Raw genomic sequence first — 14,344 nt, forward strand, 5'->3', positions numbered from 1 at the left:
TACCGGTCTGTCCGTGTCGAGTTCCTTGTATCAGATACAACGATCTATCGTGTAGGCCATGACGACGTCCAGTTTCCGGCCGCTCTACGCGCGGTCAGACTCGGACGTGCGCGCAGGGAACGCCCAGAAGACGGCCATCCGGGAGACGCAGCCGGAAGTGCACGCGACGGGCGTCGGCCGGCTCGGTTGGCGCTGGTTCCTCGCGTCGGCCATCGCCGCGTGCGTCGCGGTCGTTGCGCACGCCTACTTCTTGGGATGGACGACCCCCTTCGGTCTGTTCGGCAACGGAATCGACACCATCGTCTATCGACACGGTGCGTACGTCGTTCAGCATGGCGAGCCGCTCTACGAGTTCGCATTGTTCGACATTGGCCTACCGTTCACCTACCCGCCCTTCGCGGCGTTGGCCTTCGCCCCGCTCGCCCTCCTCTCGGTCACGAGCGCTGTGACGGTGGTCCAGGCGATCAATCTGTTGCTGATCTACGTGGCCGTGGTCGCGAGCTGGCGTGCGCTCGGATATCGAAGCGCAACAATGTATCTCGTCAGTGTCGGATTGGCAGTGGCACTGACGTGGCTCGAGCCCGTCCGCATGACCATCTGGCTCGGCCAGATCAATATGCTTCTACTGGTTTTCGTTCTGCTCGATCTCACCCGCGGCGAGGGCAGTCGGCTCCGCGGTGTGGGGGTCGGCATCGCTGCAGGACTGAAATTGACGCCCGCATTCTTCGTGCTTCATCTACTGGCACAGAGACAGTGGCAAGCAGCCGTCACCGCGATCGCCGCGTTCACGGTGACCGTGCTTGCAGGACTGATCGTCATTCCCGCAGATTCGTGGAGATTCTGGACGTCGACGATGATCGACTCGGAACGAATCGGCGCACTTGCCTCACCCGCCAACCAGTCGATTCATGGCGTGTTGGCTCGACTGTGGCCGGGCAACACACCTCCATTTGCTGTGTGGCTGGTGCTCGCCCTCGTCGTCGCCGCCCTGGCGCTGTGGGTGGCGGCACGCGCACAGGCAGCCGGAAAGACGTTGCTGGCCCTGACGATATGTGGAATGGCGACGCCGATGGTCTCGCCTTTCGCGTGGGGCCATCACTGGGTGTGGTGCATTCCGCTGACCGTCCTCGCCCTCGACTACGCCAACCGACACCGAACCTGGTGGAGTTGGCTGGCCCCGATCGCCGTGACCACGCCGATGATTGCGTGGTACTTCACCGACTACCGCGGCATCAAGGCCATCGGTATCTTCATGTTCGAGGGCTCCCCCGCCTTCGAGTTCGCCGTCCAATTCACCTATCCCGCGGTGTTTCTGGCGACCCTCGTCGTGGTTTTCGTCGGCCTGAGGATCAGGCCCACTGCGGGCCATGACGATGCTCGCCAATAGGCGCACACGCGTCCGCCCGATGTTGCTGCGTCCATGACCGATTCGTGGAAACTCCTCTGCGCGTCGGCAATTCTTGTTCTCCTCACGGCCTCGTGCGCCAGCGAGATCGGCAAGCCCAGGTCCATGGACAGCGATGAAGTAACGCACAATCTGCAACGCATAGCGTTCACAGTTCCGGATGGCTTCGAGTTCGCGCAGGGTGCGACGCATTCGGAGTTCTCGGGTCAGCCCGCCTGGTCGGCTCGATTCGATGCACCGGACGAATTCGGTGACGGACTCACGCTATCGGCGGCCAACCCGTCTTATCCTCCGCTTCAGCCTTTCGCGTGCCAGACGGTGCCCCCGGGAAGCTGGGCGGGGGTGAACTTCACGTGTGAGTCGGAGATGCTGACCACCTCTGTCGGACCGAAGAGCACGACAGAGGTGGTGACCGTCCTGCTCACCAGGGATGGTCAGCGATCATCTCTGTACATCTACTGCCCAGGACATTGACGCGACATCCGGCCGTGCCCGAGCCCCACCCAGATTTGCAAACCGACTCGTCTGTCGAAATCGCGAGGACAGCGCTACGATCTTCGATACAACGGACCGAGCGGTCTTGGACATGGAGGGACACAATGCCGTATTTCGGTTTGCTGGTCATGCTGCTGTGGGTGTTCTGTCTGATCGACGCGATCACCGCAGACGAGGGTGGCATCCGCTATCTGCCCAAGATCGTCTGGATTCTGCTCATCGTCTTCCTCCCGTTCGCTGGGTCGCTGGCCTGGCTGGTGGCGGGCCGGCCCGTCGGTGCCGGGATCTGGGGAGGTGCCGGCGGCTCCGGTTACGGTCGCGCGAGCAACTCCGCGTACCCCGAGTACGAGACGCGGCCGGGCCGTCAGGCCGCCCAGAACCCGGATGCGGACGCCGAATTCCTGCGGCAATGCCGCGAACGCGCCGAGGAACAGCGACGCATCGAACGCGAGCGTCGTAAGCGCGATCTTGGGTTCTAAGACGCTGCTACTCGACGGGATCGTGGGAATGCGTAGTCGATCAGCGCTGTATCGCAGGCGAGTCGATGACACCCCATCTCGACGGTGGCAGCACGATGAATCTGGCCTTGCCGATCACATTCTCGATGGGGACCGTTCCGCCCAGTTCGTCACGGGAGTGTGCCCTCGAATCTGCTGAGCCGCTTCGATTGTCGCCCATCATCCACAGATTGCCGGACGGTACGGTCACCGGCCCGAAACAGCGACCGGACTGCGGAACTGTTGCGCAGGTGAGTGTGTCCGCGTCGTAGGGGAAGTCGAACGCGATGTAGGGCTCGTCGAGCGGCTGCCCGTCGACCTCGACTCTTCCTTGCACATCGCAACACTGGACGGTTTGCCCGCCTGTTGCAATCACCCGTTTCACCAGGTCGTTCTCGTCGGGCGCGACGAGTCCGGCCCACGATCCCGCGTCCTGCAACGCCTTCACTCCTGCGTTGCTCGATCGGCTCGACGTGTATCCCCTGTTCCACGACTCCGTCGGAGCCTTGAACACCACCACATCACCCGGCTGCGGATCTCCGAATCGAAACGTCATCTTGTCCACCACGATTCGATCGCCGGTACAACCGGGACAGCCGTGCAGCGTGGGTTCCATGGACTGCGACGGGATGAGATAGACACGGCCGACAAAAGTTTGCAGCAGCACACTCAGTAACAATGCGACCACGACCAGAACCGTCAACTCTCCTAACCAGGACGGCACCCGACGACGGGTCGCATCGGAATTCGCAGCGGCAGTCATACCAGCAGCCTAGGGCCACAAGTTTGCGTATCGTACTGAGCATGTTGTTTCTCGGCCTCGTGATCGCCGCCATCAGCGCGGCCATGATGACTGTCGCGACGCTGCAGCTGTCACAGGTGAACGAGGGCCACTATCTGCCGATGACCATAGGCAAATTCGCAGTTCGTTCACCGTGGACAGTGACGGCCCTCCGAGTGAGTGCGCAGGCCATCGCGGCCGTGGGTGCATGGATAGTGGCTGTAGCGGTCTACAACCTGACGACTGCTCCTGCTGCCCTCGTTCTTCCAGCGGCGGCCTTGATCCTGCCGATCGCCATACCGGTATTGGTGATCACCGCCCAACACAACCGGCGCCTGACGACGTCGGGTATCTGACGCCGATTCACCTACCCACCATGCTGTTTCGGTTCATACTGGGCCGGTGAAACTTGTTGGAGTGAGCGCGGTCGCTGTGGTGTTGCTCGCCTGCGCCTGCTCCCCCGTCGAAGTGGACGTGCCGAAGTCGCCGGTCGCATCGATCAGCCCGACGCAATTCGCCTCTCCGCCACCGCCCATCACCGACGATGTGCCGACCGCAGCCCAGTTGACGGCTCTGTTCGCAGCGAGCGTGGACTACTCGATTCGCGAAGAAGATCGAGCTCGATTGTTCGACGGGCCGGCCGAGAACAACGTGCGGCTCGCACGCGCCTGGGGCGCTCAGCCGGATCCGCAACACATCGAATTCACAACCGTCGCTTCGACCGGTCCCGATTCGGTCGAGGCCATGGGTGTCGGAACTTTCCGAAGCATGGAGGGTTATCCCGTCGGACCGATGTCATTCGTGCGATACGACAATCAGTGGAGAGTCCCGCGTGATGTTGCCTGCCGCTTGGTGGGCGCGTTCGACGGCCCTGACGCCTGTCGGTGAGCGTGTCCTCGGCGCGTTCACCGGTTCGGACTGAACCGCTCCAGCCGAAGTCAGTTGACCTCGGGCGCAAGGAAGTACGCGAACACGTAACTGATTGCAGTCAACGCAATCGTCACCATCAGCTGTATCGGCGGCTCCGCGCTGTCCGACGCGACCATCCCCGAGGCAGCGCTGGCCCATGCAGAGAGCCCGGCAACGAACAGTGTCACCACTGCCGCAGTGCACAGGGCAAATCGGTGTCGCCATTGTGTGCGACCGCTCGGTGGCCACGGCACCGCAGTCTTCAGTGCGTACTTGCCGCCGACCACCGCCGCGAATCCCACCAGCAGTCCACCGATTGCACCGAGTACGGCTGGGAGAGTCAGATCCAACCACTTGCCATCGATGACCGGTGCGATGAGTACCGCAGACGTGACTGCCCCACTCCCGGCGGCCACGCTCAGCTCTCTGCCGACCCAGTTCATGGGACTCACCCAAACACATGGCCTCACCACCCTCGAATCGGGTGGATTGGGAGGCAACGGGTGCCCACGCCGAATTGCTCCGGCCGAGTCACGAAACGGGACTGAACCCCGCCGCAAACGCGCGCGCTTTTGTCGAATGGCCCTCTCTGGCGGTCGAAATCAGAGACGAATCCGCGCGCACCTGACGAATGCGCTCGCGTTTGCGCCGCCACGCCGACCCGACGCCGCCCCACGGGCATCAACCCAAGACCGCATCCGTCCGTCTATGCGGCGGATAGCCTTCCATCCCGCAGGAGTAGCGACGGTGCAGATGATCGCGCCGAACATGATTCCCTGACTCAGGGCCGACCAGTGGCCGGGGCTGTCTCCGAACACCGGCCACTTGTAGATGATCGCGAGTACAGCGAGAAAGACAATGGCGCGCATAACTCGAACCTACCTAAACCAACTCTCCGGTATCCTGGCCGAACGGGACAAATCAGACCCATACGAGGAGCCTGAGATGCAGAAGCCATTTCGCGAGTGGGTCATGACCGGCGCGTTGAGCAAGAAGTGCGGCGCAACTCGCGCCGATTACATCAACGCCCTGGCACTCGTCCCGGCCGTCGCAATAGGGTTCTTCTTGCTCCACTTCACGATCAACTCAGGATCCACCGCCCTCGATATTGCAGCAGGATGTCTCGGCGGCACCGCCACCGGATTCCTGTATCTCTATCTGGCGTATCGGGTCGATGCGCGCAAGAAGCAGGACCCTGCTCCCGCACCGATACTGGGAGCACGTCCGACACGACTGTGAGCCACCGACTCCTGCGTGTGAGGCCACAATCCGGCGGCCCGCCTCCTGGACATCGCCCGCACTAGACTCCACTTCGTGAATTCAGACGACGAATCACCCGGCGACACGATTGCTCAGACGTTGCGTGACGACATTCTGTCGGGTCGACGCGTCGGCGGTGAGCGGCTGATCGAGGAGTCGATTGCCAAGGCGTTCGGCGTGTCTCGCGTGCCGGTCCGCGAGGCGCTGGCTCAGCTGCAGGCCGAGGGTTTCGTCACCATCGTTCGCTATCGGGGTGCGACGGTGTCCACAACCCTGCACAAGGAGAACAAGGAACTTCTCGAGGTTCGTCATGGTCTCGAGGTCTTGGCTGCTCAGTTGGCAGCCAAGAACAGGGGCGGTTCCGTGGCCGCCGAACTGGCGTCGGTGGTGGAGCGGGCGCGCCACGGAGCACGATCGGACACTCCCGGCTCCACCGACGGGCCGTCGTTCCACGATCTCGTTGCGACCGCGGCAGGTAACGACCAGCTGCGCGAGATGCTGGCGGGTGTCAATCGCCGGGTCGCGTGGGGCCTCGGCGACGACCCGGGCGCATCCGTTCACGATCATGCTGCTCTCGCGGCAGCCATTCTGAACGGCTCCCCTGTGCAGGCCGGGTTTCTGATGGATGAGCACCTGCGGCGCGACGAGGATGCGTCCGCTGCAACCCCGGGGCCGTCATAGCGCCGTCTTTGTATACAATTACGAGCGATATATGGAGTCCTTAACACGTTCGTAGCGGAAGATAACGGTGACGACACATGGTTTGTATACAAATTAAGCAGTCGTTTCAGAGTGTCACCGGAGGCGACTCACCGGAAAACACCCGTTGCCGGTGCCTGCCAGCCCGCTGGAGCACACCATGTCTGCCTCTACCTCGGAATCCGTCCATCCGACCGACCCTCATCCGACCACTTCCCAGCCGACCGACACACAGCCGCCTGCCCCTGCGTCAGGACTGACCAATGCGCTCGATCGCATCGGTTTCACTCGAGTCCAAGGTGCGGTGATCCTGCTGCTGATGGCCGGACTGTTCTTCGACAGCCTCGAGCAGAACTCGACCGGAGCGATGGGCCCGCTCATCAAGGAATCACTCGGAATCGGCAATGCACAATTGACCCTCATCAACACCGCCACCGTGATCGGCGGACTGGTCGGTCGCCTCATCGGTGGATACATCGCAGACCGCTGGGGTCGCCGAATGGCGTTGAGCCTCAACCTACTCGTGTACACGCTCGGCGGTCTCATCAGCGCTGCCGCGGTGAGCTACGAGATGTTGCTCGCGAGCCGCTTCATCGTCGGTATCGGCCTCGGTGGCGAATTCACCGTCGGCTTGGCCATTCTCGCCGAACTCGTCGCAACCAGGCACCGCGGTTCACTGCTGGCCACACTCAACATCTCGTCCGGCGGCATCGGCAATATCGCGTCGTTCGGCTTCTTCATGCTCGTACTCGGCCCTCTCGGTGGAGTTCTCGGCGGCGACGACACGTCGTGGCGCTGGACCTACGTCATCCTGGCGGTGCCTGCGGTACTCGTGGTGTTCTTCCGGCGGTATCTCCCGGAGTCGCCCCGATTCCTCATGTCCAAGGGCCGAATCGACGACGCGAACCGCAGCCTCACCCGACTCGCCAGCGGATCGATCTCCGGCCTCCGAAACCCGGGCCCGACAAAGCAATTCGTCACCGCAGCGGATGTCCTTCCCGCCACCGGCAAGACGTCGTACGCAGAGGTGTTCAAAGGCCAGAATCTTCGCCGCACTGCCGCCATCGGCGCTGCCTCGTGGATGTCGTTCGGCGCTCAGGTGACGTTGCTGTTCCTCATGCCCATTCTGTTGGTCTCCCGTGGCTACTCCCTCACCGATTCACTCCTGTTCACGATGATCATGAACATCGGCAGTCTCTTCGGTGCCTGTGCTGCATGCTATTTGGCCGGCCGGGTCCGTCGCCGACCGACCGTGATGACCGCCGCCGTGCTCGGATGCATCTCTGCCATCGCTTTCGCCACGCTGGCCCACAACGTTGCGACCATCCTCGTCCTCGGCGCTGTCTTCCAGTTCTTCACGATGATGCTCAACACCATGCTCTCGGTGTGGACGCCGGAGCTGTTCCCCACGTCGATCCGCGGCATGGGCACCTCGGTCGTCAACGGAATCGGCAATGTCGCCGGCGCGGTGATGCCGTTCGCTGCACTGTTCTTCTTCGACATCGCCGGTGTGGCCGGAGTGTTCCTGATGATCGCCGGCATGTACGCCCTGCTCGTCGTCGCGGCGAAGTTCGGCCCCGAGACCTTCGGACGCTCGCTCGAGGCGGTGACCGAAAAAGAACTCGTCGCAGCGTAATCCAGAGCCTCATACGAAAGAAAGAGACACATCATGACCGATTCACTGTCCATCTCCGCCACCGCACACGGCCTGAACTACCTTCCCGAGTACTACGCCGACCACGCCGGACTCTTCGCCGACAACGGCCTCGAGGTCCACGCCAAAGCCTGCGACCCCTGGACCGGCGTGCTCGACGACCTTGCCAGCGGCGCAGCCGATATCGCTCTCGGCGGGTTGTGGGTTCCCGGAATGTACTGGGGCACATCGCGTCAGCTCACCGTGTTCGCACAGTTGAACCACCAGTTCCCCAAAGCTCTGGTCATGCGCGAGAAGCTTCAGGGCCCGTTCGACTGGTCGGCGCTCACCGGAAAGACCGTGCTCGCCCCCGGTATCGGCGGAAGCGCTCCGTACGCAATCACCGCAGGCATGATGCGGGAGAGCGGCGTGGACTCCTCACGAACCACATTCCTCCGCGATCTGTCGACTCCGATGTTCGTGGAGTTGTTCGAGGACGGGCTCGGCGACGCGATCATTCTGGACATCACCACTGCGCAGATCATGTCGGATCGAGGGACCGGCCACATCGTGGTCGAATACGCCGAGGTGGGTGGGCTAGGCCCGAACAGTGTGTATTACTGCCGCACAGACCGTTTCGAGGAACTCGAAGAGCGTCTGGTGAAGTTCGCATCCGGCCTGGACGCAGCCATGGCGACCGTCAAGGCGACACCCGTCAGTGAACTGCAGCCCCTCCTGGTCGAGCATTGGCCGAACATCGCACTGCCGACCCTGTCTGCTGCGTGCACCAAGATACAACAGTCCAGGACGTGGGACACCGTGCGTATCGATGCCGACGCCAGCGATCGTTGGATGCGAATCCTCCAGGAGGAGGGCATGGTTCACACCGCACCTCCGTTCGCAGATCTGGTCACCTCCCGCGTCGTCGATGCAGCAGAACTGACGACGGTCGGCTGACCATGGCCCTGGTACTGCGTCACTCGGAGATCAGCGCCCTGCTCGACCGAACGACGATGTTCGCGGCGGTCGAGCGCGCGTTGGCCGACCTGTCCGCAGGCATCGCTCAGAATCCGGCACCGTCGTCGATGGACGCTGCCGAGGACGGTCGAGTCATTCCGATGGTGGCGCAGTCCGGCACCTCCGAACTCGCGGTGGTGAAGGTGTTGTCGGACCTACCGGGGAACCGTTCCCGCGCTCTGCCTCGGCAGCGTTCGACCATGCTGGTGACGTCCACCCGCACCGGAGAATGTGTCGCGGTACTGGACGGCCGTGCAATCACTGCGATTCGCACGGCCGCTGCCAGTGCGGTGGCCACCCAGCACCTCGCTCGGACGGACAGTTCGATACTGGGAATCGTCGGCGCGGGAAACCTCGCCGTCGAACATGTCCGCGCCATCCACAGCGTCCGAGGCATCGATGGTGTCTTCGTCTGGTCGCGATCAGCCGATACCGTCGAACGTTTTCGAGACGCTCTGAGTGACCTGGACCTGAAGATCGAACACGCGGTGTCCGTGGAACAGCTTGCGCGCCAATCGAACATCGTGTGCACGCTCACCCCGTCGGTCGATCCCGTGCTGTTCGGAGACTGGCTGGTGGACGGCACTCATCTGAACGTCGTCGGTGCAGCGCCGCGCCCCGACGAGCGTGAGGTCGACGGAACGGCGATCGCGCGTTCACGGGTGGTGGTCGACAGCACCGCGACGGCGCTGTCCAAGTCGGGTGACGCCCTACTGGCGATCGCCGACGGAGCCGCGCAGGAATCCGACTTCCAGACCGAGTTGGGGGACGTGATCACCGGACGCAAGGTCGGGCGCACGGCCGACTCCGACATCACACTGTTCGACTCCACGGGTATCGGGCTCGAGGATCTCGCGGTCGCAGAACTGGTCATCGAACGCGCTCTCGCGACCGGAGTCGGGACTCGCGTCGATCTGTCGTCCTGACGGGGGTCAGCGTCGTTTCGACGAGTACATGCGTTCGTCGGCGATGTGCAGTAATTTTTCGGGGCTGACGGGTTTGTCCCAGCTCCATCCGACGCTGACCGATGCGGGTACCGGAACACCGTCGATGAGGTACGGGCCGGCCAGTAGCAACCGCACTCGTGCGGCGAGGCGTTCGACTCCGTCGGCCGATCGGGAGCTACGCAGCAGAGCGACGAATTCGTCGCCTCCGGTGCGGCAGGCGATGTCTCCGGCGCGGAGGTTGGCGCGGATGCGGGCTCCGATGGCGGCGAGCAATCGGTCGCCTACTGCGTGGCCGTATCGATCGTTGACGGACTTGAAGGAGTCGACGTCGACGAACAGGATTCCGACCGGGGTTTCGTCGGCGGCTTCCTTGAGGGCCTGAAGTTCTGCCATCAACCGTCGGCGATTGGCCAGGCCGGTCAGGTCGTCGATCAACAGTTGGCGCTCGAGTGCCGCCTCGGCTCCCTTCCGGGCGGTGATGTCCTGGATCTGGGCGATGATGATGTCGTCGCCGTCGTTGTCTCGAACCACGGTGGCGTTCCGCTGGACCCAAATGGTGGCTCCGTCCTTGCGGATGTATCGCTTTTCCGATGCCACGCTGGTGAGGGTGCCGCCGGCCAATTCGGCGAGGTGTTCGTCTGCCATCGCGATGTCGTCGGGATGCGTCAGGTCTCGAAAGGTTTTCTGCAGCAGTTCTTCCGAGGTGTATCCGAGGAGATCGCACAGTGCTTTGTTCACTTGCAGCCAGCGGCCGTCGATCGTCAGTAGCGCTTTGCCGATGGGTGCGTACTCCATGGCGATCTGGAAGAGGCGGACGGCACGGTCGCGTTCGCGTTCTGCCTCGGCACGGGCACTGACGTCGACGACCATTTCCGTGAATCCGACGACGCCGCCGTCGACGATATCGGGGACGTAGGTGGCCTGGGTGACGCGTACGACACCGTTGACGTCGATGAGTGTGCGGTCGAACTGTTGCTGCTCGCCGGCGAGCGCCCCCGAGATGTAGGGCTTGTTCAGTTCGTACAGTCCCTCACCGAGGAGCTCGCTGATGTGCATACCGACCAGGCGCGCCGGCTCGATGCCGAAGTAGTCGGCATAGACCTTGTTGGCGAAGACGTTGCGCTCCGAGCTGTCCCAGTAGCCGATCATCGACGGCAGCTGATCGATGGCGCGTGCCAGTTGCCCCACTGGATACGTGCGCTGATCGGCCATTGACCACCCCTGGATATTCGTTGAGCCGACAACAGACAACGCTACAGAAAATAGCCCCATCGTGGGGCGTTCGTCGGTGCATCTTCAATAAAACAAACGAGTGCGCAAGTGCGCACGCATATGTACAGTGAACGCATGCTTCGGCACAATCACATTTTCCGACGCCTGTTCACCGCACAGGTGGTCGCGCTCGTAGGCACCGGATTGTTGACGGTGGCGCTCGGGCTCCTGGCCTACGACATCGCCGGCAGCGCCGCCGGAGCCGTCCTCGGCACCGCATTGGCGATCAAGATGATCTCGTATGTGGTTGTTGCGCCCGTTGTTTCGTCACTGACCGGCACAGTGCCGCGCAAGCTCGTCCTCGTCATCGCTGACGCCATCCGAGCGCTCACCGCGCTGGCGCTCCCCTTCGTCGATCAGGTGTGGCAGGTCTACGTCCTGATATTCGTGCTGCAGGCAGCGTCGGCCACGTTCACACCCACCTTTCAGGCCGTCATCCCGTCCGTCGTGCCGGACGCACAGCAGTACACCCGCGCGCTCACGCTCTCCCGCCTGGCCTACGACCTCGAGTCCCTGGTGAGCCCGCTGATCGCCGCCGCACTGCTGACGGTCGTCACCTTCCACACCCTGTTCGTCGGGACGGCGGTGGGGTTCGTCGCCTCCGCAGCAATGGTGGTCGGCACAGCCCTTCCCAGATACGTTGCACCACAACACAAGAAACCGCTCGACGGCATAGCGACGTTCGTCCGGCAGCGGGAACTCCAGGGTCTGCTGGCGCTGAACATCGTAGTCGCCGCAGCCACGGCTCTCGTACTCGTCAATACCGTTGTGTACGTGCGTGATCTGTTCGGCGGTTCGAGCACCCAAGTGGCCGTCGCCCTCGGCTGTTTCGGTGCGGGGTCGATGGCGGCGGCGCTGCTCGTTCCGAGAGCCCTCGAGCGGATCTCCGACCATCGCCTCATGCTCGCCGGTGCCGCCGTCGCGGTCGTCGGCACCGCAGCCGCAGCACTCGTCGCCACCCTCGGCGGCGGGCCGACCGCGTGGACCGCTCTGGCGATCACGTGGTCGATCCTGGGTATCGGCACCTCGCTGATCAACACGCCGTCGGCGAGGATCTTGCGCCGAGAGTCGGACGAACACAGCCGAACCTCGATCTTCGCCGCTCAGTTCTCCCTGTCCCACGCGGCGTTTCTGCTCACGTATCCGTTGGCCGGTTGGGTCGGGGCGCAATTCGGACTGCTCGCCGCGGCGACGGTGCTCACTGCCTTGGCTACACTTGCGGCACTGTCCGCAGCACGCCTGTGGAGTCGCTCCCGAATCCCGGTCGCCGCCTCCGCATGAGGAGACGCCGTCCACAAAGGAGACACCTCGATGCCACCGAAGAAGGAACAGCGCATCAGTCTCCATCACGAGGCACAGCCCGACTCCGCGCGACTGGCGACGGCAACCGACACGTTCCGGATGCTGTCCGATCCCACTCGGCTGCACATACTCTGGCTACTCGATCGCGGCCCCGCCGACGTCAGCGAGCTCACCGCGGCCACCGGCACGTCCCGCACTGCCGTCAGCCAACATCTGGCCAAGCTCCGGTTCACCGGTCTGGTCGAGACTCGCCGCGACGGTCGCAACGTCATCTACAACCTCGCCGACGGGCACCTCGCTCGGCTCGTGCGTGAGGGCCTCAATTTTGCCGACCACAAGGTGACCGGTGAACCCCCGCACGAGTGACCTCCGAACCCCAACGCGCCCACAGCAGCCCGTCGAACATGAGACCATGCAGCATGAGTGACGGTGGCGCACGACCGAAGGCCGATGGCCGCAAGCGGCGGTGGGAACAGCACAACACCGATCGTCGACGCCACATCATCGAGGCCGCGATGACGGTACTGGCCCGTGACATCGCTCCCGGGGAGCGGCTGACCACTGCACAGATCTCGGCCGAGGCGGGCGTTCATCGCACCGGCCTCTACCGGTATTTCAACGATCGCACCGATCTCGACACCGCGATTCAGCGTGCCATCTGCAAGCAGTTGAGCGCTGCGCTGGTCGCCTCGTTCGCGCTGACCGGCACTCCACGCGATGTGGTGCATCGGGTGGTGAGTACCTATGTCCGCTGGGTCGCCGAGCATCCCGCGTGGACGCGTTTCGTCGAGCAGGATGTCAGTGCCGAGTCGCCCAGTCCGCTCGAGGAGACCAATGCCCTGCTCGCCGAGCAGCTGGAGGTCAGCGTCGCGGCGTTCCTCGCGTTGGTGAATGCGGATCTGTCGCCGGAGGATTGGTCGCTGGTGCGCCCGTGGGTCGCGGGCCTGGTCTCCGGCTGCATGGGCGCAGTGCGCAGCTGGAGCGCGCAAACCGAATCACGCACCGGCCTGGATCATTTCGCAACGTTCCTGGCCGACACCATCTGGCTGCAGGTCAAAGGACTTGGGGCATCACGCGGAATCGCGATTCCCCAAGTCCCTCTCGAATCTGTCACCGGCCCCCAGGCAGCTCAGCCGAACGAGGGCTCACTGCGGTAGCGCGACGGTCGTCCGTCGATTCCGAGGGCGCGCCACACGCGCTTGGAGACGCGGTTCATCAGTCCCAGTTCGCCGGCGAGCATGCGGACGTCACCGAAGGTGTCGCGCAATGCCTTTCGTGACGATTCGCTGTTCCACCACACGGCATCCACCACCTCGTCGGGGATGTCGAGTTCGCGTCGCATCTGCTTGCTCGGCTTCATGATGACGTCGCACAGCAGCCGCATGATGACGGGCGTCAGGATCGAGATCGACGCCTTCTCGAAGGGACCGAGACGAGGTGCCTTGTACCGAAGGTACTGATGCGCGAAGCCGATGTGGCGCGCTTCCTCGGCGATGTGGATCTGCATAACGCGCTGGACCAACGGGTGGCCGACTGAGCCTCCGCGCAGAACGCCCTTCTGCATGTGGTCGATCGGCTCTTCGCCCGCGAGGACGCCGACGAAGAATCCGAACGGTGCCGAGCGGCTGGCGAACACCGTGAGCATCGGCACGATCTTGCGGAACCATCCGGGTCCACCCGGCACGTCGATGCCGATGCGGTTCACCAGCTCCTGGAACATCTGGGTGTGGTGGCACTCTTCGGTGGCCTCGTGCGTCGAGTACCGGAATTCCGGTGAGTCGTTGGGCAGCGTCAGGGCGTACTGCATGAGGCCGCTGATGAGTATCTGCTCGAACTGCAGGCCCACCTTGACCATGCTGGCCTGGCGATACATGCCGATGTGGATCTGCCGATCCAGGGGAAGCGACTTGTACCAGTCCGTGTGTCCGAGCGGATCCTCGTCCGGGAGTACCCACCGGGGATCGTTGGGAACGATCGCATATTCGGGCTCATCCCAGGGAATGTCGAGGAAAGCGTCGAAGTGCTGATGCACCGATGCCGTCGACAAGGAGTGCAAGGTGTCTCGGTAGTGCGTTCGTGCGTCGTCGACTGCAGTCATGGTGGTCCTTCCGCCTGCGTCCCGAACAA

Annotated in this window: 17 protein-coding genes; 12 read left to right on the forward strand and 5 right to left on the reverse strand. The window is 63.3% G+C overall.

Features of this window, described 5'->3' with window-relative positions; translation table 11 throughout:
• Positions 1–58 precede the first annotated feature (58 nt).
• Together J2X62_RS05745 and J2X62_RS05750 are read left to right on the forward strand one after the other, a co-directional pair.
• A complete protein-coding gene (locus tag J2X62_RS05745; RefSeq protein WP_310178468.1) occupies positions 59–1,387 on the forward strand; it encodes a glycosyltransferase 87 family protein in 1,329 nt (442 codons plus the stop codon).
• 617 nt (positions 1,388–2,004) lie between these two features.
• Entirely contained in the window at positions 2,005–2,379 is a 375-nt protein-coding gene (locus tag J2X62_RS05750) for a PLD nuclease N-terminal domain-containing protein (RefSeq protein WP_027495537.1), read from the forward strand.
• Between the two features lie 40 nt (positions 2,380–2,419).
• Here the strand turns inward: J2X62_RS05750 and lepB are convergent, their stop codons facing one another.
• Positions 2,420–3,160, reverse strand: coding sequence for a signal peptidase I (gene lepB, locus J2X62_RS05755; protein WP_310178471.1), 741 nt, complete (start codon positions 3,158–3,160; stop codon positions 2,420–2,422).
• Positions 3,161–3,201: 41 nt separating this feature from the next.
• On the opposite strand from lepB, the gene J2X62_RS05760 reads away from it, so the two are divergent.
• Positions 3,202–3,534 carry a hypothetical protein gene (locus tag J2X62_RS05760; protein WP_310178474.1) on the forward strand — a complete coding sequence of 111 codons (333 nt, stop codon included), beginning with the start codon at positions 3,202–3,204 and terminating at the stop codon, positions 3,532–3,534.
• Positions 3,535–3,580: 46 nt separating this feature from the next.
• Positions 3,581–4,066: a hypothetical protein gene (locus J2X62_RS05765; RefSeq protein WP_310178475.1), complete on the forward strand. Its 486-nt coding sequence runs from the start codon at positions 3,581–3,583 to the stop codon at positions 4,064–4,066.
• Between the two features lie 50 nt (positions 4,067–4,116).
• On the opposite strand, the gene J2X62_RS05770 is transcribed toward J2X62_RS05765, so the two are convergent.
• Positions 4,117–4,530 (reverse strand): hypothetical protein, encoded by a 414-nt coding sequence (locus J2X62_RS05770; RefSeq protein ID WP_310178476.1) that lies wholly within the window; start codon positions 4,528–4,530, stop codon positions 4,117–4,119.
• Positions 4,531–4,689: 159 nt separating this feature from the next.
• Entirely contained in the window at positions 4,690–4,956 is a 267-nt protein-coding gene (locus tag J2X62_RS05775) for a hypothetical protein (protein ID WP_230073041.1), read from the reverse strand.
• Positions 4,957–5,032: 76 nt separating this feature from the next.
• Here J2X62_RS05775 and J2X62_RS05780 point away from each other — a divergent pair, with 76 nt between their 5' ends.
• The 5 genes from J2X62_RS05780 (at position 5,033) to J2X62_RS05800 (ending at position 9,622) form a co-directional block, all read left to right on the forward strand.
• Positions 5,033–5,326: a hypothetical protein gene (locus tag J2X62_RS05780; protein ID WP_230073042.1), complete on the forward strand. Its 294-nt coding sequence runs from the start codon at positions 5,033–5,035 to the stop codon at positions 5,324–5,326.
• 75 nt (positions 5,327–5,401) lie between these two features.
• Complete coding sequence (locus J2X62_RS05785; protein ID WP_310178479.1) at positions 5,402–6,028, forward strand: GntR family transcriptional regulator; 627 nt, start codon at positions 5,402–5,404, stop codon at positions 6,026–6,028.
• Between the two features lie 178 nt (positions 6,029–6,206).
• Complete coding sequence (locus J2X62_RS05790; protein WP_200937312.1) at positions 6,207–7,682, forward strand: MFS transporter; 1,476 nt, start codon at positions 6,207–6,209, stop codon at positions 7,680–7,682.
• Positions 7,683–7,715: 33 nt separating this feature from the next.
• Entirely contained in the window at positions 7,716–8,636 is a 921-nt protein-coding gene (locus J2X62_RS05795) for an ABC transporter substrate-binding protein (protein WP_094718317.1), read from the forward strand.
• 2 nt (positions 8,637–8,638) lie between these two features.
• The gene (locus J2X62_RS05800) at positions 8,639–9,622 is read left to right on the forward strand and encodes an ornithine cyclodeaminase family protein (protein WP_310178490.1); all 984 of its coding nucleotides are present in this window, start codon (positions 8,639–8,641) and stop codon (positions 9,620–9,622) included.
• 6 nt (positions 9,623–9,628) lie between these two features.
• Here J2X62_RS05800 and J2X62_RS05805 read toward each other — a convergent pair whose 3' ends face one another.
• Positions 9,629–10,855: a PAS domain S-box protein gene (locus J2X62_RS05805; RefSeq protein ID WP_310178492.1), complete on the reverse strand. Its 1,227-nt coding sequence runs from the start codon at positions 10,853–10,855 to the stop codon at positions 9,629–9,631.
• 135 nt (positions 10,856–10,990) lie between these two features.
• Here J2X62_RS05805 and J2X62_RS05810 point away from each other — a divergent pair, with 135 nt between their 5' ends.
• Genes J2X62_RS05810 through J2X62_RS05820 form a run of 3 tightly spaced genes read left to right on the forward strand, consistent with a single transcriptional unit; the run spans position 10,991 to position 13,374 of the window.
• Positions 10,991–12,196, forward strand: coding sequence for an MFS transporter (locus J2X62_RS05810; protein ID WP_310178495.1), 1,206 nt, complete (start codon positions 10,991–10,993; stop codon positions 12,194–12,196).
• A 30-nt stretch (positions 12,197–12,226) separates the two neighbouring features.
• Positions 12,227–12,583, forward strand: coding sequence for a metalloregulator ArsR/SmtB family transcription factor (locus tag J2X62_RS05815; RefSeq protein ID WP_032366952.1), 357 nt, complete (start codon positions 12,227–12,229; stop codon positions 12,581–12,583).
• Between the two features lie 53 nt (positions 12,584–12,636).
• Positions 12,637–13,374, forward strand: coding sequence for a TetR/AcrR family transcriptional regulator (locus J2X62_RS05820; protein WP_052060415.1), 738 nt, complete (start codon positions 12,637–12,639; stop codon positions 13,372–13,374).
• Here the strand turns inward: J2X62_RS05820 and J2X62_RS05825 are convergent.
• Positions 13,347–14,315: a diiron oxygenase gene (locus J2X62_RS05825; protein WP_032366953.1), complete on the reverse strand. Its 969-nt coding sequence runs from the start codon at positions 14,313–14,315 to the stop codon at positions 13,347–13,349. The two genes, J2X62_RS05820 and J2X62_RS05825, sit on opposite strands and share 28 nt — an antisense overlap.
• Positions 14,316–14,344: the final 29 nt, after the last annotated feature.

Origin of the sequence: Rhodococcus sp. 3258, assembly GCF_031456475.1 — a bacterium.
Taxonomy (GTDB): Bacteria; Actinomycetota; Actinomycetes; order Mycobacteriales; family Mycobacteriaceae; genus Rhodococcoides; species Rhodococcoides fascians.